We start from the raw sequence: 24,130 nt of genomic DNA on the forward strand, positions 1-24,130 counted from the left end.
ATTATATTTATTATTATAACTATAAACGTTTCCAAAAACGACTTAGCCACCGAGCTCCGATAGAATATCGAATCACAATGGCTGCATAGTCTTTTTAGAGCTGTCTACTTGACAGGGGTAAGTCCAAAATCGGTCTTTTTTGGATGTCTTCTTGAACTAACGCACCCGTTAGTTTAAGTATACTTCTTCACAACCTTTGTAGTTTCTAATATAGCTACCTATCTGAACTAAAGTTATATCACTTCTAACCCCGTGGGATTAGATAACATGTCTATAAATTGAATCAAAGAAGTAGACTTATATTTATCTTTACGGTAAATGAAGATTGTTTTAACTTTTCCAAAACGTTTTGGGATAGAATGCATTCTAAGTTGTCCTGATTGTATATGTTTCGTTATCACGCTGCGAGGAAGCAAACTTATACCTAGCCCTGCAGATACACAGCCGATGATTCCGTCAAGTGTTCCAAATTCCATTGTTTTTTCTGGAATCACTCCCTCATGATGTAACCAATCCTCTAATCTTGCTCGATACGAACAGCCTCTACGGAATACTAACACCGTTCGATTTTGTATTTCTTTTATAGAAGAAATAGGAGGATGGATTGAATTGGTTACAAGCACTAACTCCTCTTCTATTACTGTCTCATAAGCAAGGTCAGGATGTTCGATAGGACCAGCCACAAAGGCCCCATCAAGATTAAACTGCAAAACATCATGGACATTTTGTTCAGTGGGACCTGCTTTTATAGTGAGATCAACAGCAGGATTTTCTTGATGGTATTTTGAAAGCAGCGCTGGCAAACGAACAGCAATAGTTGTTTCCATAGATCCTATCGTTAAAGGACCTTTTGGTATTTGATCATCACACATCACTTTTCTTACCTCTTCTAACAATTGAAATATTTCGTCAGCATATGATAATAACACTTGTCCTTTGTCAGTTAGAGTCGTACCTCGATTATGGCGGTAGAATAACGTAGTTTGAAGATCAGTTTCCAATTGCTGAATTTTTGTCGTGATATTTGATTGTGCATAGTTTAGCTCTCTTGCTGCTTGAGAAATACTCCCTAATTCAGCTACTAATTGAAAAATTCTTAATGCTTGCAAATCCATGGTAGTCTCCTCTTTCTCCCTCTTGCCATCTGAATAACAGATGGTCCACATCTGTTTTGTGTATTATACCATATAGCAAAAAACTGCTAAGATAAATATATTAATAATTTTAGTCGAAGGAGGTGAAGGATTGAACAAATATCCTTATCTATTTTTGATAGGTGGAATCTTTTCATTAATGATAGCAATGGGGATCGGAAGATTTGCCTATACTCCAATTCTGCCACTTATGCAAAATGCTCTTTCTTTTTCAGATGTGGTTGCGGGATACCTAGCTTCAAGCAATTACGCAGGCTATTTCCTTGGAGCCATTTTAGCAGGAGTTCTTCCCTTGAAAAAACACAAAACCTTTTATTTGAGGATAAGTCTCATGGTTAGCGTTTTAACTACGTTGGGTATGGGTCTATCTCACTCTTACTTACTTATGCTTGTAATCCGTTTTATTTCAGGTATTTCAAGTGCCTTTATCTTTGTTTTAGCTTCGAGTATTGTCTTAGATAAACTTGCAGCCAATGGTAAAACACATTGGTCAGGTTTATTCTATGCAGGGGTGGGATTTGGAATCTTTTTGTCTAGTCTAATTATTCCGAGTTTGAACCATTTATTTTATTGGGAAGGAGCATGGCTAGGTCTAGCCATTGTTAGCGCAATCCTTGCTATCTTCGTATGGATGTGGCTCAAAGATTCCCAAAACAATATGACAAAAAAGGATACACAGGAAGTTCTTACATATTTACCTCCCGTCAAATGGCTTCCTTGGTTAATTGCAGCATATGGACTGGAAGGGTTAGGTTATATTGTCACAGGTACATTTATCGTATCGATTGCTGAAAAGACCTCAACCTTTAGTACAGATCCTGCCTTAGTTTGGATGGTGGCGGGGGTGGCTGCGATTCCATCTTGTATCATCTGGTCATCACTTGCTAAAAAATGGGGATTCGTTAAGTCACTAATGTTTGCAATGGCTTTGCAATCCCTCGGTATAGCGATGCCTGTCTTCTGGATGTCTCAAACAAGTTTATTTATAAGTGCAGGATTATTTGGAGCTACCTTTATGGGGATCACTACACTTGCTACAACACTGGCTCGCCAAATGAGTCCATCTAACAGCAGTCGAATAATTGGCTATCTTACGGCTACTTATGCTATTGGCCAAATGATTGGACCAACAATTGCTGGAGTCTTGTCTTCATTCACCCACGATTATAATGCTGCTTTGATAGGAGCAGCAAGCGTAGTAATAGTCGGCACATGCTTACTCGTAAATGGAATTAAATTTGAGAAGAAACTAAACCCAGATCATTTGCCAATTAATTATAAAAAACTATAAAAATGGAAAGAGGTTCATTATTATGCCATATGTAAATATAAAAATCACAAATGAAAATGTTACTCCAGAAAAAAAGGCGTTACTTATTAAAGGTGCAACACAGTTACTTGTGGATGTACTAGGTAAAAACCCTAATACAACCGTTGTGGTAATCGATGAGGTTAATACCGATAATTGGGGTATTGGGGGAGAAACAATAACAGTTCGTAGAAAAAATGGCCAGTAAAAATAATAACAAGTCTTTTTTGAATTGCAAAATAGAAACAAAAAAGCAGGAGAATTCATCAATGAATTCTCCTGCTTTAATTATCCTCTTCTTGTACTAACCTGCTCCGTTAGTTCAATAAAAAAATTAACACTATTCTCTACAGATCCTTAATCTAAAGTTTCAAATCTCCGCCAAAAATATTTACTTCCATTATAAAAAACCGTACCAGTATACTAACTGATACGGCTTTTATTCATTTGTTACGCTTGAGCAGCTGTTCTTTTATTGTTCTAGCTCTCTTTAATACTCTCCATTTCTTCTTTCACACCCTCTGAAAAGGATTCGATTCTGCTCAAGTTTTTCAACTAACATTAACTCCTGAATCAATTCGTTCTCACGTCAGAATAGCTTTGCTGGAGGAAATGCGGCAGATTTGGGAAGTATTGAAGCAGCACGGCTTAAAATAAAATAAACACGCAAATGCGTATATTATTTTTTACATATTAAACGGTATTATTTTCATGAGTTTTATGAACTAGGCACTAGTGAGAGGAGCATCTAAATGGTTAAGTATACAAAACTAAACAATCGATTTGCTGTAGTTGAGTTTCCTGCCACCTTAGAAAAAACGAAAGAAATATCATTTAGTTCTTTACACATTAGTTTCTTATCGATTGACGTTAATAACTTCGTAGTTATATTTATATTTCGAGACACTATCAATCAAGATACTCTGACTGGAGATTTGCCTTGGACTTCCTTCAGATTCCATTTCACGGTGTACACCTTTGTCTTATGGTTACTACTGCCTTTACCATTAGGGACCTTAAACTATAAAGATAGCTCCCATGCCGAACACCCTCAAAAAAGAACAGCGATTTTAAATTACTCGCTGTTCTTGATTAACTTTGAATTAACTTCTCACTATGCATTATTTTACGTAAGGTCACCACTTAAATGTACCGTCTTTATCATCGGCAAAGTTAGGAACGTGAATTTTCACTTCACGAATTTTTAAAAGTCCAGGATGAAAAGCCTGTCCGTCTTCATCGATAAAGCTTGTATATGGAATACTCTCACTCCCCCTGGGAATCAGTTCTGCATGATATGTATAACGATCATCAATAGTGATCGTCGCATTTTTCCATACGATAGGATCTCCATTTTGAATAATAAGATGCTGATTCGTTGTCGTAATCGAAGCAATTAATGGCAATTGGTTCGGTTCATTGGCATAGCTGCAGCCACTAAGCAGCAATATCATCGTCCATCTTGACAGACCGATTTTCCGCATGACTCGTTCACCTCATTTCTTCTCATCCTCATTATTTTTCATACGATAGGCTTAAATCAAATAGCAAATTAGGCGATTTGGGATGGCTGCGATGAACTTCAACAGCAATGACGTTTGTACCTTTAATAAGCTTGGGAATATGGTTCTTTAAATCTTTGCTTTGATAAATAGCAGGTTCGTTATGAAATGCTAACGATGAATGCATCAATAATCCCGTTCGAATCCCATCACGGGAAACCTCTTCTCCGTTGAGGTATACAACGTATCCATCCTCATATGTCATATGAAGAAGCAGTTTTGTAAATTGGTGCGGATCCTCGTTAATAACAAACGATTTACGAAAATAATATGTTGGCGACTCCGCAATAACCGGCAACGTTTTATGGATTACTCGTTTCATTTCATTGTCTTTCGTATGCCCTAACGGCGCTTGGCCTAAACTCCAACTGGAATCGTTATACTGAGAACTCCGCCAATCTTCCGGTGGTACAGTCAGCCTTTTGGTGATCGGATTCTCCCCTGTTATGTCATATCCTTCAGGAAGCGTGTTGTGTATATCATTCCCGCCGGGATGATAACGCCAAACGGATTTCATACCTACTAGTGTCGGCATATTTTCGTTTGCATTAAGTTCAAACGAAGTAACATCCTCCTCTAGCTGATCAAGTGGATGTCCCTGACGATCAACGGCTTTCACGCTCAATCGTTCCCCTTCTCCTTCCATCACAAGCATTTGTGTATCCGTAAATTGCACCGCCGGCTTCCATACCCTCCAATCCGGATGTTTTCCTAAACCCAATTCCGACGGCTCTTGAGCAATTAGGTGTACAGGGGCAAATACTTCATCCTCGGTTATGACGAGATTCACATTCAAATTACGCATCGTTTCCCAGAAAGACAGAAACGTCGGGGCTTTATTGATGAAGACGACAGAGTGCTGTTGTTTATTTGTTATGACCGTTTGTTGTACCCAGTTTAAGCCTGCATGGTTAGAATCTAAGATAGCTTTATCATGTAAAAACAAAAAACGGGTATTCGCATAATCTATCGTGTAAACAGACCTCCCGAAATTTTCAATGGCATCTGACGGAAGGTAAGGATAAACGGCATTAAATTGCTCCAGCGAAGAAGAACCGTCGAAAACAGGATAAAAGTTTGACAAGGGCACGGTTAAATTTTTGTCAAATAAACGATCCGCTCCTGCGATAAAAGGAACGCTCTTGTTTTTATCCAACCATTCCTTAATGTTTACCTGATCTGGCGAATCGAGCATATATCCGAATCGAAACGCCGTTTGTTCAGGGGTATTTTTACTTAATGAACCTTCCTTGGGAAGGTTAGTCAAAAATAAAGGGCTGGCAATAATGACTAACATCAATAGCATCATAGAAGACAGTTTATATTTTTTAAAAAAGGACACCGGCAAGACTCCTAACCTCTTTAATGTATCCCATCGTTTAAAATGGCAGCGTCGGAAGCCAACCCCAAATAGCATGATATACAGGCGGCCATGTAAAGATGATAATTATTGAAAACATAATAATAAAACCATATGTCCATCCTTTTAAAGATACGTTAGTACGTTTGAATATAAAATGAAGAACGAACCAGCTTGCAATCCAAAGCACGAGACCAACCGTTTCTTTCCCTGCGTAGGGCCCGATGCCCCACCATCCCGGCATCCAGGATCCGATTTTCAGCAGTATCAAATGAGAGTTGATTTGGTCAACCACACTCCATATATGACTTGCTATCATACTTATTAAACCAATGCATATAGCAAGAAGTGCGGCCGCAATTTCCCCTGTGTTTCTTTGTTTTTTATCCATGACCATTGTTCTCCTTTAATTAAACCATCCGTAATTTCGCTAAACCGATGCCAAGTACAAATCCGATCATTAAACAGATCCACATGAGCGTCACGAGTATGGCTATAACGGAGGCGAAGCCCCTATCTTCACTTAGCTGATCACGAAAACGGCGCAGTATCCAAGCAGAAGCAACGCCTAACGGAAGCGGGAATAAAGAGACGAATTCTTTAAACTCCATCATCACCGTATGCCCTAGCGGATTATGGTGTAAAAGCCACTGCTGCCCACTGTCCGGCGCGCGATAACCGATATAGAGCCAGTTCGCCGTAATAATTGTCGCAAGGACAAGAACATTAGTTAACCATAGCGTTAATTCTAGCTTAGCCGCCGACCCTTTTTTTCCCCGAAGGAGCGGATATACTTGATGGAGGCTGTAACAGCTGATTATAACCGTCATGGTTGCACCTAATCCGTGAAGAACGCTGGCTAGTGTGTAGGAACTGATTCCCATTAGATTAAATAAAGGAATCAAAAGAAAAAAAAAGGCGGCAACGCACGCCTGCGTTATCGCCAAATCACGCGAATTAAAAATAGGCTTCATAGGTTTTGTCATCGCCTTTATAAATTTTTGGATTTAATAATTTACTGTGAGCTTTGGTCGCTGACTTGTTGTCGACGCTTCGCTTGAAGAAAAGTCAAGTCCGTTAGAATTGGCACCATCCATCAAAATCATTCCGTTGTTAGCTGACGGATTATTGATCCAGGATTGAACAAGGGCAATACCTGCCGTGTTCAAATTGATCGTATAGGCTCCGTTTGCACTTGCTGTAATTGTACCGCGCACTGTCGTCCCTCTGTCAGTGGACCCATTCGCTCCTGCAGTAGCCCAATTGGATCCAGATGCATATTGATTCCATGTCGCAGAGCTTTCCGACCAGTTGCGTTTCATTTCATACAACTCGTATGTTTGGGTACTCGGGTCAACCACATTTAGCGTAATGTTGGCCGAAGTCACCGTGCTTCCTGCAGGAATGGCTGAAACATCCCATTTCAGAATGGACGATACATCCTTCGAGCTGGCGCTAGGCTCGTCTCCATCCACAAGAAGGGTTGTTGCATTTCCATAATTTGTAGTCGGCGCGTTTTGGGAAATATAAGTATCCAAGCTGCCTGCATAAGATGTTGTAGGCAACACTCCATTTTGGAACGATTTTGAATTCGATGCCGGAGGAGGTGTCGAACCGTTGCTATTTACCGTGAAAGAATCAATTTGGACATTATTAACATCATAAACTTTAAAGGTTGCTATCTCATCCGCGATATCCACAACCATATAACTATACTTTGCTACTGGTCCAACAACTACGTTTGTTGAATTGCTGTTCGTAGAAGAAAGCGGTGCGCCGCCTCCGCCGATAGTCACCTGATTAATTGAATTTTCAAATGTATAACCGTTGCCATTAAAAGTGCTGTCGATTGCACGGCGGTTATAGTTGTGTTCGTGCCCTACTAATACAGCTGTCACATTATATTTGTCGAAAATATCCCAAAGTGCATCGCGTTGAGCTGGATTTGCATCAAGGGAAGCTCCGTAGTGCGCTCCGATCGGATAAGCCGGAACGTGGAACTGTACAAAGGTATGAGTTTTACCGTTATTTTGCAGCACGCTCTCAAGCCAAGCGCGTTGGTTGGCATCAACGACGTACTTGCCGTTAGCATCTTTGCGGTTGGAGTTCAGTGTAATAAAACGAGCATTCCCATAGTCAAAATAATACGATGTTCTTTGATAGCCAGACAATTGTCCTGTCGGCAAATGAGTAAACGCATTACTAAAAATCGTTTCGTCATTTTCATGATTTCCTAAAGAAGGGTAGTACTGGTTGATTGGATAGTAATCGTCTACAATCGCTTTCCAATCCGTTAATTCTGTGCCGACATCGGAACCGCCCTGTACTTGGTCACCCGTAAACATAATGAAAGAAGGTTGTGTAGACAGTCCTTTTACCTTTTGCAGCAACGAATGCAATGTACTGCTGTTGATGCCGTCCGTTGATCCTCGGCTGTCACCCATAACTACAAAGCGGAACGATGTGGTTGCAGCTTTGGCGTTGTTGTTTTTCATGCTTGTGAATACCCAAAGCATGGATAACAACAAAGCGCAGATGATCAGGATGATCATCCATTTCTTTTTAAGTACCAGATTCATTATCTTTCCTCCTAAATAATATATTGGCTACACAGTAGTTACATTGACGCCAACGTTGACAGGAGATAACTAGTACCAATGTGTTTCCTTATTCATTATAAAATCTAAATGTAAACGGAATGTAATATAATTGTTTAAAAATTATAAATTTTCACACAATAACCATTCTACTTTAATAGCGAGTAACATTAGAATTCAAAAACAAGGACCACCAATTGTTGGCAGTCCTTGTTCATTGTCGTTTATGGAACAAACAGTCATCGCTAAAGTCCTATTTTTTCAAATACAGTAACCGAGCTCAATAATGAAATGCATTCAAATACAGGCAAATCAATGAAGGAATTTAGCGTATCGACAGTGTTAATAGATTAAATCAAAATACAGAAATAGATGAAAAAAGTCAGGATTGTCAGTATTTTTTGTCGGGATCCAAAAGAAAAAATCAGATCACAAGTTCTAAGTATTCAAAATAAGGCTGTCTCTAAACATCAAATAATTACAACCTTTAGGAACAGCCCATTTTTCTCTATCTAATACAAAAACCTCATTTACTTATGATACGGTTCACCGCACCAATCACTATATATAAGTGTAAATTTAAAAATAATTTGCACTCTTGATTTAAGTCAATGACCACCCATAATCTTATTATTAAAATGAAAACCAACAATGTATTGTAGGAGGTTTTCTTATGTCTACTACCTTAGTAAAAGAACAATCGTATCAACGGAAGTTTGCTCTGATTGCTGGCACATCACTTATCATCATGACACTTGCTGCATCTTTTTCCTATGGCTTTGTCCATGGAAGCCTCGTGGTGCAAGGGGATGCCAGCGCTACCTATAATAACATTCAATCATCACAGATACTTTTTAAAGCTGAAATCTTTGGTTGGATCATCATCCTGATCACTGATATAGTGGTCGCTTGGGCTTTCTATATCTTCCTGAAGCCAATTAATAAAAGCCTTTCATTGCTCGGTGCATGGCTCCGCCTTATCTATTCCACTATATTTGGAATTGCTATATTGAATTTGATCTTTGTATTGCTTCTCTCGAAAAGTACAGACTTTTTATCATCATTTCAAATCGATCAACTTCAGGTATATATGATGCTGTTTCTTGAAGCATTTGAATCTATTTGGTCTATAGGTTTGATCATTTTTGGCGGGCATCTCTTCATTGTGGGCTATTTGATTTTCAAATCAGATAGCATACCTAAAGTCTTTAGTATCTTATTATTGCTCGCTTCAGTAGGCTATATTTTCATTCACTTATTTAACACGCTTCTTTCACAATATGATACGATAATTTCAATTCTTAACAGTGTATTTAATGTGCCAATGATTGTAGGAGAATTAGGCTTTGGGATATGGCTACTGTTCAGAGGAGGAAAAGTCCCTAAAGATGTATAACAACTTCCTAAAATTTATCTTTATTGATTCGCTTCTTAATTCTACTTAATGACTCTGGGGTAATACCAAGATAACTCGCCAATTGATGTTGGGGTACACGATCGACTAAATGAGGTCGTTTCTGTAATAGTGCTTTATAGCGTTCTTCTGGTGTAGATGCAATAAATGAAGCCAATTCATCTTGTACTTCACCAAAGTTGTACTCAATCATCTTACGTGTCATTGTTTCTAATTGTGAGTATTTGTTATACATGTCCCTTTCGGTGCCAAGGTCACCAACGACCAAGGTACAGTCTTCTAAACAAGTTAAATAGTACACGGAAGACTTATCCTGTTTATGATGAGTGAAATTCGAAATCGCTTGTTCCTCTGTGTAAAAATTGGATGTGTTCTCTTTTCCCATTTCATCTATAGAGTACTGCCTAACACATCCCTTCAAAACGAAATAACATTTAGTTGGAACATCTCCTTGTCTAAGGAGTGTTGTTCCTTTTGTATATTCTTCAATTTGTATCTCTTCAACGATTGCTTGTTGTTCTTCCGCGCTTAGTGTTGTAAACCTAGTCATATACTTCATTAATATTTTTTCCATTTTGCTCTCCATTCAACTCCTTTGATTAGGTCATTATGATTAACATCATCTTTGTATTACAAAACTGGTTAGAACTTTCTATTTTCATTATAAACCTGCTTTAAGATATGGGTTGGAAAAATAATGGTTCTACGCTACGACTTATTATGAGTTATTTATAGCAAATGAGGATTGCAATTTGCATAGGTTGGGCAAAATTTTTTGCATTATTTGATTAGCAGAGTTTTATTATCTCTTTTACCAAACAGATAAAAAGCCGTACCAGTATAATAACTATAACTGATACGGCTTTTCCTTATTGGTTATGCTAGAGCGACTGCTCCCTTATTATTCTGACTCTCGCTTTAATATACTCCGTTGCTTCTTTTAAAAGATCAACTTCCACATCGTCTCTTACCCCTTTTCACAGTTCCATAATACCTTAATTAATTCCTCCTTAATTCCTTGTTAAACTAAACTGCTCCGTTAGTAAAAAAAGCGTCTCTACTTATTGTAGAAACGCACCCCGTTAGTGGAACATAAACGCATATCATAAACTAAGTATTGAACAAGACTACCCTGAATACATCTATCTCACGAATGTAATAAAGTCCATATTAACTGGTTCAATACCATCTGCTCGAAGTCGTGAGTTAATCTGTCCTCGATGATATTGACCATGCAATGCTACATGAGTTAAAACATCCCGTACAGAATTCTTAAACTCTGTTCCTTTATTATTTGTGTAGAATATTAATTTATCTAGGTCAGCATTTACTAAATTAGTAAGAAACGCTGTGAAGCTCTCTTCATTTTGCCTAACAAGTTCTGCACAGACTTCAATATCGACATTTGACCAGATGGGCAGTCGTGAGCTGTCCATTCCTTGTAATCTAGTTATCCATATTCTTTCTCCGAATAGTATATGGGAAAATAAACGATTCACCTCTTGATTTTCATCTTCAATACTTTGCAATGTTTCAAGAATACGTCGATTAGCCCAATTTAAATGGTCATACATCTTTTGGATAGTTTTCAATAGGATTTCCCCTTTTAAAAATCAATTTTTCCCCATCTTAAACTTACCATATAATCTCACTTATTCAAGAGAATTAAGGTGGGGTTATTGCATTGGGGCTGGGAAGCGGCAAAACGCCGCAACAGATTATGCACAATATGTATTTCTCTGCTCGTTCCATCGCCACGGATATACAAGACCCTTCAGCATTTAACAGACCGATGCATTTTAATAGAAACTTAAAGAAGAGACTTTGGGAACTATCCCCTGAAAATCCGCGTTTAAAATACTTGAAAAGGCGAGTTCTCATACCGTCCTTTGAGGTCATCGGATCAGAAGGTGGACGTTGGGGACCTGTTTTTTATCACAACTTTCCGGGTTCTCCAACGGGCAATACGAGAGTCATTGATGTCGCCCTTTATACCAGCGCAGCACCGATTTATTTCCCCTCCGTCCATCGACACATTGATGGCGGGGTATTCGCCAATAACCCCAGTATTACGGGTATCTCATTTGCGATAGACGAAAAACACGGAGGGAAAAAACTCGAAGATATTGCATTGCTGTCGTTTGGAACTGGACTACAGCCATACAAAATTAGCGGTGATACTCGCGAGTTCGGTATTAGGCAGTGGGGCAGTGTTAGACCCGATAGCGGAAATAAGTATGCCGCTAATCACAGTCTTTATGGATGGAGAAGTTTAGTCAAACACACACTTTAGCCGACAACTGCTCGGTTCGCGATTCCATCGTTTGAACCCACCGTTAGGACAGATTATCAATCACAATGAATACGATAAAATTCCTTTTTTAAGGCACCTGGCAACCCAGACACCGCTCGAACCGACTTTAGCTTTTATTCGACACAACTGGCAAGAAATCAGTTCATACTGGTCAAATTATTAAATTTTTAAAGAGTAGCGGGGGTTCCAAGAATTCCATTTTGCATTAGCCAACACATAAGGTGCTATCGCAGAAGTGGTGCCACCTTATTTTTTTATCAGTTTGGCGCTTGTAAGACTTAAAAGTCGAATAATATCCAAGTTTTGTACTTCAACTAAACTGCCCCGTTAGTTTAAGAATTTCAACAAAAATAGCGATAAACCCTCGTTGGATCAATGCTCTGGATAATTGAAGATCGTTTCGCGATGCGAGGAAAATTTAACATCTTACATACTTGCGTTTAAAACCAAGCTTTCCTTTATCAACTACTTTTTGAATACTTTCGTAAGCATTTAGGAAACTGCTTTTTTTCTTGTCCCGTTTGACTTCTACTGTACCTATTGCCTTTGCGGTCTCGACTGCCTTTTCATGGAGCGGCAAATATGAAATCCCCACGGTGTATAGAAAATTATTCATAGAGGATTTCGTTCGTTCTGGCGAGTCGTGAATCGTATTTTTCACAATATCAAGCAAATTGGAAATCTTGCTTTCTGAAAATTCAACGTCTAGTCGATTCCCTAAAAGCCAACAGTAGCAACTCCAGCCCGCTGACATTCTCAGCTCTTCACCGCTTGCGATCCATTTATCAGCAACTTCTTGTGCGATATCTGACTCTGATAAAGTTACGGCCACTACAAAATCGGACAGCATATAAAAATACGCCGCATCCATCCACCGATCATAATCCGACTCAGTCATGGCTTTTGGGTCTGCAATAATGCCTGCAAAGTACATTGCATCGTAGTTCCCTGTGGCATAAAGCTCTTCAGCTAAACGTTGACTTATTTTTATTTTCTTTGCGATTGGTTTCATAGCGCCTGTAGTCACGCCAAAAAGCGGCTCATGTGCACCATTGGATATGTATATTTTTTTAGTTCGTTCCTTGCCAAGGGCTTCAAGCTCCTGCATAACCATTTCTAAATTCATCGTTTAGCACTTCCTTCTTTTTGGAGTTTTTCCCCTAATATTTTGCCCATCAAATACATCACCATTATCCTATAACAAACTACCATTTGTCAGCAAAAATACCGTCTAAACACGTGAGTGTTATGCAGGAATCCACTTAATGCATGTTGGCACTATGTTCTCGAACTGGTGGTAAGAAAGAAATGTTTTACAATGCCTTCTGTTTTAGTTGCTTACAACGCTTAGAATCAAGGTATTACTCCATTAAATGGCCCTATTGTTAGTCACAAATAAAACACGACTCTTAAACTAATCTGCCCCGTTAGTACAATAAGAAAATCAATAAAATTTTTTATGTACATATGATCGTCCCTACTTTATAAACAGAGTGATCATCTGACGGCAGCTTTTGTCCTCTATAGGCGTTTTCCCATTTTTCATTTCTACACTACCTTCTTCATAAAATAGGCTACACGTGCTTCTGAAGGCTTGCCCGTCATGGTCTATCTGTTTCATTATCTTTATCGTAAAAATCAATCTATTTAAACTCTGGTTAAAATACGTTTAATTGTTTTTCAGTCCCATCATGAAATTTCACTAGAAATTCGCTTTTACTTAAATCTGCTCCTCTCTAGGCTTTAAGGATACCTGCTTTTGCATGCATTTATATGTAAATAAGCGTAGCAGCCATTTACATTAATATTTTTGCCTTGCTTGGCGACATTCGAAATTTCAATAAACATATAAAACGGTAATACCAATCATTCTTTCAATAAAAAGGGCATCAATCTCTAAAGCAGGTATAAACCTTCCCTATAGTTTGATGTCCCTCGGTTTTTCCGGTATGAATAAACCGTACAAATTCGGGTATAGACATATAAAAAGGAGAGATTCATATGAATCAGGCAACCCAATATCCTTATTCACATAGGGAATACCTATTCGGACTGAGCGAACAAACTAGACCCATTGAACTAGATCAATTCGAAACGACTCATCTCGACTTTTATGAATGGTCGCAAAAAGAACACGGCCCCTCACCAGAACAGGGACAACCTGAAATTGACGAATTCAATACAATTAGAAGAAGATGATTAAGCCTATATAGGCTTTTTTTTACTTCTCATAAATATATGTTCTATATGAGACAGTAAGAAAGGTGGGGTATTAGCCCCGCTTGTGACTGGAATTTATTTAAAGCTGAGAATTTGTATAAACTTATCTGAATTGGTTAAACTGTTAGTGCGTCAGACTTTTTCAAAGTAAACTCCTTCAGTACGTATAGCCCGGGCTTCTCTGGCTATTTTTTTGTTTTATTTGGTCGAACTGTTTAATAATCATCTTCCATTTCAAAAGTCGAAATTACCTCGCAAAAATCCGGTTCAATAAATCCAACTGTTACGGCATCATCTACATCATTGTAAGTGCTAAAGATGCCGTTGCTGTTCTTTCGACAAACAATCAACTCCCCACCTTTTCTTCTGTACCAACGGCGGAGCAAAGCGTCTTCTGTGTTGACTATTTTCACGACATATAATTTTTCATTCACTGACTTCACCCTCCTTATATTCGAACTGTGCATTAACTCATTATAATCATGAGAACTCTTCTTATCTTTCATCTAAAATTCGGAAAGTTTTTTTCTAGATTTACTAGATTTAATTGTTATATAATTATTAATAATTTTTTTCATACACCACAGCAGGAGGTCTATGTCCATGATATGTTCACTCGAAAAAATTAATATTTCTGGAAATAGAATAGCAGAAGTATTTTTACACAAAACGGAAGATGAAAGATTTATTGTTGCCATTCCGTTTATTCACTGGTCCGCAGAATTTAACGAAATTGATGAATTAAAGACCCAATTTGAACACCTGCAAAGTTCACTAAATTTCAGCCTATTTCAAGGTCACACTGATGATTTGGTAGCTTCGATAATTAAAATGGTATCGCGCTATGTTTAAAAGATAAAGGGGAATACTAATGGCAACTCTTTTTGAAAATTTAACAAACTCATTAATCGAGACGCGGCAGCGGTATGCAATGCTTAAGGATAATGGTATTGAATCAATGAGTACCATTTATCCTCATATCCCTTGGAATGCCGAACTATATTATCAACTTTTAGCGACATTACCCAAAGAGATTGACCGTCTGGAACAAAGGATTATGAAAATAGAAAGGAATTCCTAAAGTCTTCCAATGATGGCGGGCTTTTTTCTTTAGCTCTGTTAAACGATAATGTTGATATCTCGTAAAAAAGAACCTATTTATAGGTTCTTTTGGTTGGTGTGTTATTCAACATAACTGCCCCGTTAGCTCAATAAGAAAATCAACACCAGTTTTTATGTACATATGATCGTTCTTGCTTTATAAACCAAAGCGATCATCTAGCGGCAGCTTGTTTCCTCTATAGGCGTTTCCCCATTTTCTTCATCTTCCACGCTACCTTCTGCATAAAATAGGCTACACGTGCTTCTGAAGGCTTGCCCGTCATAGTCTATCTGTTTCAGTTCCATCATGAAATTTCATTAAAAAGTCACCGTTAATTGAATCCGCTCTCCGCTAGGCTTCTATGATACTTGTTTTTGTATGCGTTTATATGTAAATAAGCGGAACAGCCGTTTATATTAATATTTTTTCTTTACTTGGCGACATTCGGAATTTCATTAAACAATAGAATGGTAATACCAATCATTATTTCAGTAAAAAAGGGCATCATTCTCTAAAGTAGGTATAAACCTTCTCTATAGTTTGATGTCCCCCCGTTTTTCCGTGGGGATGCTAGTTTATTTATTCTTTTATGAATAAACCGTACAAAACCGGGTATACAATTATTAAAAGGAGAGATTCATATGAATGAGGTAACTCACTATCTCCATTTGCATAAAGAATTCCTTTTCGGATTGAGCGAACAAACTAGACCCGGTGAACTCAATCATTTTGAAACACTTCATCTTGATCTTCAAGAATGGTTGCAAAAAGAACAAGGGCTCTCTTCTAAACAAGCAAAAGCTGTGATTGACGATTCGGGTGTATTACAAGTAGATGACTAAGCCTACGGGCTTCTTTTTTTATCCTCAATAGAACATACATTCCAAAAAGAGATTTATGGTGAGTCCGCTCCCTTGTATGCTTTTACATTACCTGCTTTTGTACGCTACCATATGCACAAATGCATCAAAGCCTTTTGCATTAATGCTTTTTATTGCCACATTAGGGATGGCAATAAAAAGCAAGACCGTAATAATAAGCAGGACGATCATCATTTCAATAAATAAGGGTGATAACCCATGTACAACTTTTATATAGAAGGAAATAATAAAAAATGCCTCTTTCCTACCAATGAAGCATTTTTTCCTTTCTATATATCAACCTGCTCGCATGTGGGATTGCAGGGAAGCTAGGTACGCATACTATTCGGCACCATCGGTCACTTCAAAAAATTCTCTACTCGTTTAACATACAGGTTCTTATCATAGGAAAAATACAATTTACTCGAAAGTTGAATAGGATCGCCAAAGAAAAACCGTTCATAAAGCGTTTCGCGTGTACCAAATGAGCTCATTGTTAAATCCCATGCTAAACGGAAAATCTTAATGCGATCCTCTGCGTTTCTGGATTTAGCCTGTAAATATTGATCTAAATCTTTTCTAATACTGGATTGAAATGTATTTTCTGTTGGAATCGTCATCAATCCACTTGCACCTAACAGCTGAATGATTTCAGTAAACCTTGGGTAAGCTCGTGGGAATAAATTGATGGCGATTTGAAGTGTTATTTGGTCTGGTCGCATAAATCCCCATTCGTCGATTTTGGCTTCAGCTTCTGATTTAATTATCAAGGCTTTCATCGTTTCTAATACGACAATAATTTCAGAAGCTTTTTCCTGCACATGCTGGTATTCCACGATATTAATCGTGTCGATGATGGACTGGACAATCCCCAAAACAAATTCTATTTTAACAATCTGTCTAGAGAGAGCCTGATGCAATGTAAAAGGAAGAAACGAACTAGAATCTACGAAACTGTTCGATACTTCTACATTATCGTAATAAAATACTCGTTCCCATGGAACCAATACATTGTCGAAAATAACAATCGTATCCATTTCCTCAAACCGTGAACTTAATGGGTAGTTAAATGCAGAGTCGCCTCCAACAAATGAATCTCTACAAACAAACTTAAGGCCTTTACTATCACTAGGAATAGAGAAAGCAAACCCTTTCGCTTTTTCCGGAACGACACCTTGTGAAAAAACCACTATTTCATCTGTTATTCCCCCCTGTGTGGCCAGTAGTCGTGCACCCTTTACAATGATACCCTCATCGTTCTTTTTTATCACTCTAGCTGCAATAGGTTCATCGGTATCTTCAAAATAAAATTTTGCTCGATTTACCTGTGGATCAATAAATGTATGTGTCATGGATATATCATTTTCACGTGCATATTCATAGAACTTTATTATATTTTCAGGGAAACAATTTTCTTTTCCTTTCAAAAAATTCACAGATGAGGCATACGCCATTAATACTGTGTTCATATAGTCTGGACTTCTTCCCATCATTCCATTATTCGATATAGCCCATTGTTGAATCATTGCTCGTCTTTTTGCTAGATCATCTCTCGTTTTAGGCTGTAAATAAGACATCCCTACTTGGTCACCAGTTGATGGAGATTGATAGGTCATGGCATCTTTAATTGATTTATCATGCTGCAAGTCATATAACGCTGCTTGACTTTTCATTATCCCTTTGAATGCAAAATGCTCGGAAATTTTGCCCGTCACAGGGGCTCCATCTATCCATATGCTTGTTTTTAGCTGATTAATCCGTTCAATGTAATCATTGCCATTTATAGCCGGCATACGTACACCCCTTAAAGTTAGCTACTTGTTTTTTATAACGGACGTACAGAAACAGTTCATCCATTTCTTTAGTCATATCATATTCAGATGTTTTTTTGATTATTACTGTTGAGTGACCTTGTCCTGTCACATATATACTAATAAAAGATGTGTTGACCGATTACATATGGCAAATGAGTCTTTTTTGTTTTTCAAAAGGAGAAAAAAGATGGCGGTAAGCAAACTAGTATCCATTGAATAATTTAAGCAAATGATCAGTTATAGCGTGTACGAAGAGAATCACGAGCAGCAACAATTTCTAAAATTAAAACTCTTAAAGGCTGTAGAAGAAGCAGATGGCAAACGCTATTGGCTGCGGCCGGTCTTTTTTTAATGACTAATTATACAGAACTAGAATACCTGTAATTGTATGCAACCATATGTGTAAAACATCAACATCCTTTACCGATAATGTTTTCTCTTTGCTGCATTTAATGATATGTTCCGGAAAAATAACAAAACAGGAAGAGCCTAAGCCCCTCCTGTTTTCATTATTCATTAATTATTGCTGCATTTTCACGAATAGAATGTGGTTAATATCAGTAGAATTTAATTGTCTTGTTTCTTATCTTATACCTTCTTCATCATAATTCTTTTATATACCAAGCGTCACAAGCATTATGCTCAGATTCTTCTAGTGCTTTTTCAAGTTGTTGAAAACCTAATTTGATGTAAAGGAGATTAGCTGCTTGGAGTTTCTTGAATGTTTCTAAGTAACAGTATGTATAGTGTTCCTTGGCGAAGTCGAGTGCTACTTTCATCAGCTCCTTCGACAGCCCTATTCCTTGAGCTTCGAGTGCAATGTATAGCTTTTGCAGCTCGCAAATCCCCTTCTTCTGTCCAAATGGTGCAATACCCACACCGCCTACCACTTCATCTTGAGCATTCACTGCAACCCAATATTTTGCATTTGATTGTTGCTTGTAAAACTGTGCTAGCATGCTCAGTTGGGGGTCAAAATAGGCTGTTCCTGGAATGTTTAAGTCAAATGATTCCAATGAGCGTTTAATAATTTGCTCTATTGTTTGGTTGTCCTTTTCTTCAATTTCACGAATCTGCATTGTTTCATCCCCATATCCAAATAATTTAATTATTAGGCCCTATTCATTTTTAATAAATTTATTCTAATATTATCTTCTAATCAATTCAATTCTATTAGCTCTTTGTTCAAGTAACCTATCCGTTAGCTCAATAAGAAAATCAACACCAGCCTTTATGTACATATGATTGTCCCTGCTTTATAAAACAAAGTGATCATCTATTTAAACACACAAAACAAAAAGACAACGATTCACGTTGTCCTTTTAACCTAATTTTGTAAAGTTATATAAAAATCTCTTACTGATCTTTTGAAAACACCCTACCACCCTTGTAGGAAAATAACCCAATTTTAAAATAAACCTTTTCAATATCTGCATCACTAAATATTTAAAAAAGAAAAAAATAAGTGCAGATACTTTCAAATAAATTTAATCTGAGAATACATAATCCCCTTCTTTGATTTGATTCCTTTCAAACCACCCAAGATTCACTTCAATTGCATAATAATAAAAAAGTTCCGGATCATAAGTAGGGCATTCTTCCTCTTTACAAGGATTCATATCTAATATTTTGATAATTTTACCATCTGAATCAAGAAAAGCAATAGATAAAGGAATTATGGTGTTTTTCATCCAAAAACCGCCATATGTTTTTTCTGAAAGCACAAATAATATTCCCTCATTTTCGGGTAATTTTTCAACAAACATTAAGCCCTTTTCTCTTTTTTCTTGAGTATCTGCAACTTGAACGGTTAATCTGATTTCCCTTTCTCCACTGATTATTTTTATCCTTTTTTTCAATATATTCCCTCACCTTCGAGAATTATTATAAGCAGGAAGGAATTTTGGTATCTTTGTTTAAAAGAAGTTCATGATATTCAAATTTCCCTTTTTCGCAAAAAATGCCTTTTCCCCTTAACCTTGTTCAACTAACCTGCTCCGTTAGCTCAATAAGAAAATCAACACCAGTCTTTATATACATATGATCGATCTTGCTTTATAAACCAAAGCAATCATCTAGCGGCAGCTTTTGTCCTCTACAAGCGTTTCTCCTTTTTTCTCTACCTTCTTCATAAAATAGGCTACACGTGCTTCTGAAGGCTCTCTCATGATCTACCTATTTCATCATCTTTATCGTAAAAATCAATCCATATTTAAACTCTGGCTAAAATACGTTTAATCGTTTTTCAGTCCCATCATGGAATTTCACTAGAAATTCGCCGTTACGTGAATCTCCTCCCTCTAGGCTTCTATAATACCTGCTTTTGTATGCGTTTATATATGCAAAAGCGTCGCAGCCTTTTTCATTGATATTCTGGCTTTGTTTTGCTCCATTTGGAATCGCAATAAACAATAGAACGGTAATAACAAGCAAAAAAATCATCATTTCAATAATAGAGGGCGATAACCTCTAATTTAGAGGGATATCATGTCTTCTATAATAAATGTTGAGATATAAAAACCCGTCCTCTCGTTACGAGCAGACGGGTTTTTCGTTATCATTAATATAAAATTAAATTTACCTAGTCTTTAGAGTAGCTTACTGAAGGAAATTTATAATGAAAATAAAGGAGTTGATCAAGTTGATATTGCTCGAAGCAGTTAAATTTCATGGTTTATTTCGATTGTGGAATGTCGAAGAAAAAGAAGTGACTGAACCCCTTTTCTTTAGTGAGATTTTAAAATGCATTGGTGATAACGATAAAGATTGGAACCTTGGTGTTTTTAATTGGTTTCATGAAAATGAGATTAATTTTGAAGATTGGCAAGAAATGACGGTGGATGTTTTGCCGATAATGATGATTGAGCAAGGATGACTGGCTGTGGCTGGTCTTTTTGTATCGTTAGCTTTTTTCCAGTGAATATTATAACTAGAATTGGATTATGCATAGCCAACCACTTTCTTTCGCTTGGTTTGGCAACTGCTATAATGTTCTTGATTCGACGTAAGCAATAATCCCGTTCATTTTAACATCTCCCTTCGGTTCATCATAATGAACGTTCTTTTATAAACAAAAAAACCTTTCTCCATGGAAGGGAAAATAAAAAATAAGCTAATTGATCAATTTGATCCAATAAAAAAAGTCCCGCCATCAATCACAGATAGGGGGCTTAAAAGAATCAGATTAAAATAATTATTTATTTGTTTTATCTTTTGTGGGTGGTTCTATTGGCGTTTCTTCCGGTGGCTTTGCCGGTGTTTCCACTGGTGGCTCTATTGGCGTTTCTTCCGGTGGCTTTGCCGGTGTTTCCACTGGTGGCTCTATTGGCGTTTCTTCCGGTGGTTTTGCCGGTGTTTCCACTGGTGGCTCTATTGGCGTTTCTTCCGGTGGTTTTGCCGGTGTTTCCACTGGTGGCTCTATTGGCGTTTCTTCCGGTGGCTTTGCCGGTGTTTCCACTGGTGGTTCTATTGGCGTTTCTTCTGGTGGTTTTGCCGGTGTTTCTGCAAAATCGCTCATATCGATCCTCCTTAATTTTAGTAGTGTTTAGTATGATTAATTGACTCTATCCTTATGTTTTAAACTTATTTTCTAAAAAAACCCCAACCGCAAAAAGCGTAAGTGAATAGATATGATTTTGATTATTAAGGGACATTCAGGTTTATTTTAGAAAAATATCCGTTTATGCAGAAATTGTATTTAAAAAAGGCCGTCTACTCTTTATGAGCAGGCGGTTTTTTCGTTATCGTTAATATAAAACTAAATTTACCTATTCCTTACAGTAGTTTAATTGAAGGGGGGTAGAATGAAAGTAAAAGAGATGATCATTTGAAATTGCTCAAAGCAGTCAAACATCAGGGTTTATTTCGGTTATGGAATGTTAAAGGAAAAGAAGTGACTGAAGCGTTTTTTTCAATAAAATTTCAAAAAGCAATGTGGATAATTTTAAATTAGCTTAATTGAAGGATAATTATAATGAAGATAAAGGAGATTTCTAAGATGAAATTGCTCAAGGCAGTCAAGCACCCCGATTTATTTCGATTATGGAATGTCAAAGGTAAAGAAGTGACTGTAGCGCTTTCCTTCAGCGAGATTTTAAAAAGTATTGTCGATGATGATGACTGGGATCCTGGTATTTTCAATTGGGTTCATGAACAGAAGATTAATTTTGAAGACTGGCAAGAAATAACGGTTGATGTTTTGCTGATAATGATGAATGAGCAAGGATGACTGGCTGCGGCCGGTCTTTTTGTTCATTCATCATTATTTTCTAAACAACGCAAAATAGTTTTCCGTAAACTTTGTAGGGCCTTCCACTATTTCGCATCACCTTTTCAAATTTATTTATTTCGATCAACAATATTAAAGAGAACATATAGCTGAATTATTTGGCGTAATTGATCGTTTAACCGAGGAATGGAATTAAGGCAATTTAATGATTTACTAATACTTTCTCATGGATAGTTGTACAAATATTCTAATAATATTCTATCTATTAGTTAGAATTACTGCGTAAATCTTAATTTTACTGGGAATCTGTCCGAATCTTTTAAAGTCATACTATATTTGCATCGAAATGATATTTGATATGTTTAACAATTTTTGTTTCTTTAATAAACGAAGTGATTTACTTTAACTCTTCTAGGAATGAATTATCAACCGTACCTATACGTCGGATTTCTCCTTGTACCCTTATATTGACAGGCACGTCCTTAAAATGATCATCCCAATCTTGTTTCAGTTTTTTCCAAGCTTGAGGATCCGCTCGATGAATCGCCTCGCCAAATCTGAAAATGTCCATTCCATATTCTTCTTGAATTTGTTTTATTTCCTTTTCAAGCCATTTCGTTGATGTTTTTTCATAAATTCCCTCTAATTGGTCAATCGTTTCCGGTTTTGTCAAATCTATAGAACATTCTACTTCAGCTATATTACCTTCTATGTGAACATTTAGATCGATCTCAGGTTTTCCGTTCTTTATCTTCCCCTTCATTTTTGTGTTTGAACTCATCACTTCATACACAAATTCTCCCCCTTTTGGGCACGATAAATTTACCACTGTATGATTCTCTTTATTTGTAACGACAGTATACGCTTGGCTTTGTTTCTCAGTTAACCAGCCAATTAATTTATCTTTATTAAATATGGCTAATTCTTCAAATGACAATTGGGCAGGGGCATCAATCATTTCTACATTTTGTTTGCTTAAAGCAGTTTCTTCATTCCCTTCTATCTCTGCTTGTACTCCTGTTAACACCGGTTGTTTCCCCTCAGTTATCATATCCACGATCAGTTCATCTAATGAAATGACACTTGTACCTGACCATACTTCTGTTGAAATGTTAAGCGTATTAAACAATTTATTGGCCGGTAATCTTTCTAGCGTTGTGGGCACCTTTAAAATATTTTTTGCGTTCATTCCCTTCGCTATGACAACATAAAAGTCTGTTCGAATCTCCCATCCTCTTGAGAAAGAATCTAACGGTTTTCCAATTCCTTCTTTTGCTAATGACTCTCCAATTACGAGTATTCGAAGATGAGATGGATAAATTCTCCGCGGGGATTTTTTTGCCATTTTCCGGATAGCTTCAGAAACGGTTTTCCCTTTTGTTGAATAGAGGAGGACAGGTGAACCGCCTGATCCACGATCCCCAGCCACTTCCCTTGGATTTGCTACTTGGGCAGTTAGAAGATATTGACCGTCGCTTGTCTTATCCAGCCCCATGGCAAGCGTAATGGCAAGTTCATTTAATTCACGACGATTCCAACATCCCGAAGTGAACAATAAACATACAATTAAAATGATAAACATGGTAAAGCTCGGTTTCATGAATGACCCTCCTTTCGCTCTATTTTTTTATTATTTGGTGTATGGCAGCTTATTTTAAAGTGACGATGTCATTTTATGCATCCGTCTTCATTCTTCATGATTTTAAACATTGTTGGTCTGACGCATGAACGGGAACGGAACCGCCAACCTTATATACGATGATCTATAACCTAAATGATCACATGCCTATTTTTTGCCGTTCTAAGCATCTTTTTCCCTATCTCATGTTCACGTTAATAATTTCTCAACCATTTCGGAAATCGGTTTAAAAATGGCTTTAATCCAACCTAATGGATTGGAAATCTTAATATTCATGGATTGGGCAATACTTAACACGGTGCCGAATAATAGAAAGATGAAAAATATCCATAGTTCCTTTTTTAATTTTTTCTTCAACAGGGGAGGAACTTCAATGGCGATGATCACAGCGACACTGACCAAAATTCCTGCAACAGCCACCACTTTTGACTCCTCCTTTCTTTTGCTTGATTAAAGAACCGGATAACATATAAAAGTGTCAAATCTTTGGACATCACTTAAAATTTACATACGATACCCTATTTTTTAAATCCTTTTATCCCTTTTGAATCATACGA

Annotated in this window: 26 protein-coding genes; 10 read left to right on the forward strand and 16 right to left on the reverse strand. The window is 37.3% G+C overall.

Going from position 1 to position 24,130, the window contains the following annotated elements; all coding sequences use genetic code 11:
* Nucleotides 1-233: 233 nt before the first annotated feature.
* Nucleotides 234-1,115, reverse strand: a complete 882-nt coding sequence (locus tag ACZYRN_RS18490) for a LysR family transcriptional regulator (RefSeq protein WP_488913073.1) — start codon at nt 1,113-1,115, stop codon at nt 234-236.
* Nucleotides 1,116-1,245: 130 nt separating this feature from the next.
* Between ACZYRN_RS18490 and ACZYRN_RS18495 the strand changes: the two genes are divergently transcribed.
* Both ACZYRN_RS18495 and ACZYRN_RS18500 read left to right on the forward strand, forming a co-directional pair.
* Nucleotides 1,246-2,445, forward strand: a complete 1,200-nt coding sequence (locus ACZYRN_RS18495; RefSeq protein ID WP_488913074.1) for a YbfB/YjiJ family MFS transporter — start codon at nt 1,246-1,248, stop codon at nt 2,443-2,445.
* A 22-nt stretch (nt 2,446-2,467) separates the two neighbouring features.
* Nucleotides 2,468-2,671, forward strand: a complete 204-nt coding sequence (locus tag ACZYRN_RS18500) for a tautomerase family protein (protein WP_034289349.1) — start codon at nt 2,468-2,470, stop codon at nt 2,669-2,671.
* Nucleotides 2,672-3,599: 928 nt separating this feature from the next.
* Here the strand turns inward: ACZYRN_RS18500 and ACZYRN_RS18505 are convergent.
* Genes ACZYRN_RS18505 through ACZYRN_RS18525 form a run of 5 tightly spaced genes read right to left on the reverse strand, consistent with a single transcriptional unit; the run spans nt 3,600 to nt 7,829 of the window.
* On the reverse strand, nt 3,600-3,947 hold the full coding sequence (locus ACZYRN_RS18505; RefSeq protein WP_488913075.1) for a hypothetical protein: 348 nt from the start codon (nt 3,945-3,947) through the stop codon (nt 3,600-3,602).
* 31 nt (nt 3,948-3,978) lie between these two features.
* On the reverse strand, nt 3,979-5,367 hold the full coding sequence (locus ACZYRN_RS18510; protein WP_488913076.1) for a hypothetical protein: 1,389 nt from the start codon (nt 5,365-5,367) through the stop codon (nt 3,979-3,981).
* Between the two features lie 37 nt (nt 5,368-5,404).
* Complete coding sequence (locus tag ACZYRN_RS18515) at nt 5,405-5,776, reverse strand: hypothetical protein (RefSeq protein ID WP_063974386.1); 372 nt, start codon at nt 5,774-5,776, stop codon at nt 5,405-5,407.
* Between the two features lie 19 nt (nt 5,777-5,795).
* Nucleotides 5,796-6,359: a hypothetical protein gene (locus tag ACZYRN_RS18520; RefSeq protein ID WP_488913077.1), complete on the reverse strand. Its 564-nt coding sequence runs from the start codon at nt 6,357-6,359 to the stop codon at nt 5,796-5,798.
* Nucleotides 6,360-6,392: 33 nt separating this feature from the next.
* Complete coding sequence (locus ACZYRN_RS18525) at nt 6,393-7,829, reverse strand: DNRLRE domain-containing protein (RefSeq protein WP_488913078.1); 1,437 nt, start codon at nt 7,827-7,829, stop codon at nt 6,393-6,395.
* Nucleotides 7,830-8,655: 826 nt separating this feature from the next.
* Between ACZYRN_RS18525 and ACZYRN_RS18530 the strand changes: the two genes are divergently transcribed.
* A complete protein-coding gene (locus ACZYRN_RS18530; RefSeq protein ID WP_488913079.1) occupies nt 8,656-9,378 on the forward strand; it encodes a DUF4386 domain-containing protein in 723 nt (240 codons plus the stop codon).
* A gap of 7 nt (nt 9,379-9,385) precedes the next feature.
* On the opposite strand, the gene ACZYRN_RS18535 is transcribed toward ACZYRN_RS18530, so the two are convergent.
* Entirely contained in the window at nt 9,386-9,970 is a 585-nt protein-coding gene (locus ACZYRN_RS18535; RefSeq protein ID WP_488913080.1) for a Crp/Fnr family transcriptional regulator, read from the reverse strand.
* A gap of 568 nt (nt 9,971-10,538) precedes the next feature.
* Complete coding sequence (locus tag ACZYRN_RS18540) at nt 10,539-10,988, reverse strand: DinB family protein (RefSeq protein ID WP_488913081.1); 450 nt, start codon at nt 10,986-10,988, stop codon at nt 10,539-10,541.
* Between the two features lie 86 nt (nt 10,989-11,074).
* Here ACZYRN_RS18540 and ACZYRN_RS18545 point away from each other — a divergent pair, with 86 nt between their 5' ends.
* Entirely contained in the window at nt 11,075-11,689 is a 615-nt protein-coding gene (locus tag ACZYRN_RS18545) for a patatin-like phospholipase domain-containing protein (RefSeq protein WP_488913117.1), read from the forward strand.
* Nucleotides 11,690-12,128: 439 nt separating this feature from the next.
* Here the strand turns inward: ACZYRN_RS18545 and ACZYRN_RS18550 are convergent, their stop codons facing one another.
* Nucleotides 12,129-12,836 (reverse strand): DNA alkylation repair protein, encoded by a 708-nt coding sequence (locus tag ACZYRN_RS18550; protein ID WP_018392514.1) that lies wholly within the window; start codon nt 12,834-12,836, stop codon nt 12,129-12,131.
* An 875-nt stretch (nt 12,837-13,711) separates the two neighbouring features.
* Here ACZYRN_RS18550 and ACZYRN_RS18555 point away from each other — a divergent pair.
* Nucleotides 13,712-13,909, forward strand: a complete 198-nt coding sequence (locus ACZYRN_RS18555; RefSeq protein ID WP_488913082.1) for a hypothetical protein — start codon at nt 13,712-13,714, stop codon at nt 13,907-13,909.
* Between the two features lie 236 nt (nt 13,910-14,145).
* On the opposite strand, the gene ACZYRN_RS18560 is transcribed toward ACZYRN_RS18555, so the two are convergent.
* A complete protein-coding gene (locus ACZYRN_RS18560; protein WP_488913083.1) occupies nt 14,146-14,364 on the reverse strand; it encodes a hypothetical protein in 219 nt (72 codons plus the stop codon).
* 169 nt (nt 14,365-14,533) lie between these two features.
* Between ACZYRN_RS18560 and ACZYRN_RS18565 the strand changes: the two genes are divergently transcribed.
* From ACZYRN_RS18565 to ACZYRN_RS18575, 3 genes are all read left to right on the forward strand, one after another.
* Nucleotides 14,534-14,782 (forward strand): YueH family protein, encoded by a 249-nt coding sequence (locus ACZYRN_RS18565; RefSeq protein ID WP_488913084.1) that lies wholly within the window; start codon nt 14,534-14,536, stop codon nt 14,780-14,782.
* Nucleotides 14,783-14,801: 19 nt separating this feature from the next.
* Entirely contained in the window at nt 14,802-15,011 is a 210-nt protein-coding gene (locus ACZYRN_RS18570; protein ID WP_488913085.1) for a hypothetical protein, read from the forward strand.
* Between the two features lie 662 nt (nt 15,012-15,673).
* Nucleotides 15,674-15,874 carry a hypothetical protein gene (locus ACZYRN_RS18575; RefSeq protein WP_488913086.1) on the forward strand — a complete coding sequence of 67 codons (201 nt, stop codon included), beginning with the start codon at nt 15,674-15,676 and terminating at the stop codon, nt 15,872-15,874.
* A gap of 377 nt (nt 15,875-16,251) precedes the next feature.
* Here the strand turns inward: ACZYRN_RS18575 and hpaB are convergent, their stop codons facing one another.
* From hpaB to ACZYRN_RS18590, 3 genes are all read right to left on the reverse strand, one after another.
* A complete protein-coding gene (gene hpaB, locus ACZYRN_RS18580) occupies nt 16,252-17,685 on the reverse strand; it encodes a 4-hydroxyphenylacetate 3-monooxygenase, oxygenase component (RefSeq protein WP_488913087.1) in 1,434 nt (477 codons plus the stop codon).
* Nucleotides 17,686-18,308: 623 nt separating this feature from the next.
* A complete protein-coding gene (locus ACZYRN_RS18585; protein ID WP_488913088.1) occupies nt 18,309-18,785 on the reverse strand; it encodes a GNAT family N-acetyltransferase in 477 nt (158 codons plus the stop codon).
* A 408-nt stretch (nt 18,786-19,193) separates the two neighbouring features.
* Entirely contained in the window at nt 19,194-19,565 is a 372-nt protein-coding gene (locus ACZYRN_RS18590; RefSeq protein WP_488913089.1) for a DUF192 domain-containing protein, read from the reverse strand.
* A 758-nt stretch (nt 19,566-20,323) separates the two neighbouring features.
* Here ACZYRN_RS18590 and ACZYRN_RS18595 point away from each other — a divergent pair.
* Nucleotides 20,324-20,581: a hypothetical protein gene (locus tag ACZYRN_RS18595; RefSeq protein WP_488913090.1), complete on the forward strand. Its 258-nt coding sequence runs from the start codon at nt 20,324-20,326 to the stop codon at nt 20,579-20,581.
* A 318-nt stretch (nt 20,582-20,899) separates the two neighbouring features.
* On the opposite strand, the gene ACZYRN_RS18600 is transcribed toward ACZYRN_RS18595, so the two are convergent.
* Nucleotides 20,900-21,223, reverse strand: a complete 324-nt coding sequence (locus tag ACZYRN_RS18600) for a hypothetical protein (RefSeq protein ID WP_488913091.1) — start codon at nt 21,221-21,223, stop codon at nt 20,900-20,902.
* Nucleotides 21,224-21,703: 480 nt separating this feature from the next.
* Here ACZYRN_RS18600 and ACZYRN_RS18605 point away from each other — a divergent pair, with 480 nt between their 5' ends.
* Nucleotides 21,704-21,934: a hypothetical protein gene (locus ACZYRN_RS18605; RefSeq protein WP_488913092.1), complete on the forward strand. Its 231-nt coding sequence runs from the start codon at nt 21,704-21,706 to the stop codon at nt 21,932-21,934.
* Between the two features lie 397 nt (nt 21,935-22,331).
* Here the strand turns inward: ACZYRN_RS18605 and ACZYRN_RS18610 are convergent, their stop codons facing one another.
* Together ACZYRN_RS18610 and ACZYRN_RS18615 are read right to left on the reverse strand one after the other, a co-directional pair.
* Entirely contained in the window at nt 22,332-23,534 is a 1,203-nt protein-coding gene (locus tag ACZYRN_RS18610) for a Ger(x)C family spore germination protein (RefSeq protein ID WP_488913093.1), read from the reverse strand.
* A 228-nt stretch (nt 23,535-23,762) separates the two neighbouring features.
* The gene (locus tag ACZYRN_RS18615) at nt 23,763-23,996 is read right to left on the reverse strand and encodes a hypothetical protein (protein ID WP_488913094.1); all 234 of its coding nucleotides are present in this window, start codon (nt 23,994-23,996) and stop codon (nt 23,763-23,765) included.
* Between the last annotated feature and the right edge of the window lie 134 nt (nt 23,997-24,130).

It is taken from the genome of Domibacillus sp. F004 (assembly GCF_057814295.1).